This is a genomic window from Hyphomonas chukchiensis (assembly GCF_000682695.1).
GTDB lineage: Bacteria > Pseudomonadota > Alphaproteobacteria > Caulobacterales > Hyphomonadaceae > Hyphomonas > Hyphomonas chukchiensis.
Genome location: NZ_AWFG01000069.1, coordinates 1 through 1439 on the forward strand (window position 1 = coordinate 1; position 1439 = coordinate 1439).

General features: G+C 57.3%; 1 protein-coding gene. It reads left to right on the forward strand.

All coding sequences use genetic code 11. The features are described 5' to 3' along the window. Positions 1 to 112: 112 nt before the first annotated feature. A complete protein-coding gene (locus HY30_RS16535) occupies positions 113 to 1144 on the forward strand; it encodes an IS110 family RNA-guided transposase (protein WP_034743424.1) in 1032 nt (343 codons plus the stop codon). Positions 1145 to 1439 lie beyond the last annotated feature (295 nt).

The following is a 1439-nucleotide window of genomic DNA, read 5'->3' on the forward strand; positions in this document are numbered from 1 at the left end:
AGATGGGATAATCGGACGCTACATCGCGCCGGGGGCATCTGCCCCTTACGCTGTCAGTCCGATAACTTGCCGGAAGGAAGGGACTTCCGGTCAGAACAAGGAGAAGACAGTCATGAAGTATTTCGCTGGGATTGATGTATCGCTGAACGAGTCGAGCGTGTGCGTCGTGGATGAGTCCGGGGCGATCATCCGCGAAGGCAAAGTGCCGTCCGAGATTGCGCCTCTGGTCGACTGGTTCGACGGCATCGATGTGACATGTGAGCGGATCGGGCTGGAAGCAGCGCCGCTCTCCCAGCATCTGCATGAAGGCATGGCAGCAGCGGGGCTCTCGCCGGTCTGCATTGAGACGCGCCATGTGAAGGCGGTGCTGTCGGCCAGCATCAATAAGACAGACCGCAACGATGCTAGGGGAATTGCCCAGATGATGCGGGTCGGGCTCTACAAGCCTGTCCACGTCAAAACGCAAACGAGTCAGGAACAGCGCGTGCTGCTCACCAGCCGCAAATTCATCGTTCACAAGCGGCAGGATGTAGAAAATGAAATACGGGGTGCCCTTCGCAATTTCGGACTGAAGATCGGCAATGCCGGGAGAGCACGCTTCGAAGTCCGCGTTCGCGAACTGATACAGGACAATGCTTTCTTGCGGGATGTCGTTGGCCCGCTGCTCGAAGTCCGGCATTGCCTCCGGGAACAGGAAGCGGCACTCCACAAGCAAGTGCTGCGCATTGCGCGTCAGGACCCGGTCTGCAGGCGACTGATGACAGCTCCCGGTGTAGGACCAATCGTGGCGCTGACGTTTAGGGCGACCGTCGATGTGCCCGCAAGGTTTGCGCACTCCAAGTCGGTGGGCGCGCACTTTGGATTGACCCCCAAGACATATCAGTCTGGAAACATCGATGTGACCGGACGCATATCTAAATGCGGCGATGGGATGATGCGCGTTGCCCTGTTTGAAGCTGCAAACACCATTCTGACACGGATTGTGAAGTGGTTCCCTCTGAAGGCTTGGGCGATGAATGTCGCTAAACGAAGGGGCGCTGCTCGTGCGAAGGTCGCGCTTGCAAGGCGTCTGTCGGTCATACTGCATCGTATGTGGGTAGACGGAACCGACTTCGATTGGGGCAGCGAGTCCTGCCCTGTATGAAATAAGAACAATCCCGTTTCGCCGGGTAAACCGATCCGTCGATAAGGCGGTGCCATGTCCCTCGGGATCGAGGGAAAATGTGAGAACGCTATGTGGCCTGGTGGACCAGCTGTTCAGTTGGTGACATCGACAGGCAGATTGTTCCGCATCAACCTCTGATCCCATCATGTGACGGTTAGCGCCAAAAGGCGACCTGCGCCGATCACGAAGAGAAGCGTGAAGCCCGAGGTACATTGCCGACTCGCAAGGACGCGATCCAGAAACGGAGTTGACGAACCATGTCCGATTAGAGAAG

Bases quoted from the DNA above. Each gene is read 5' to 3' on its own strand.
- HY30_RS16535 (WP_034743424.1), top strand. From the start codon at position 113: ATGAAGTATTTCGCTGGGATTGATGTATCGCTGAACGAGTCGAGCGTG.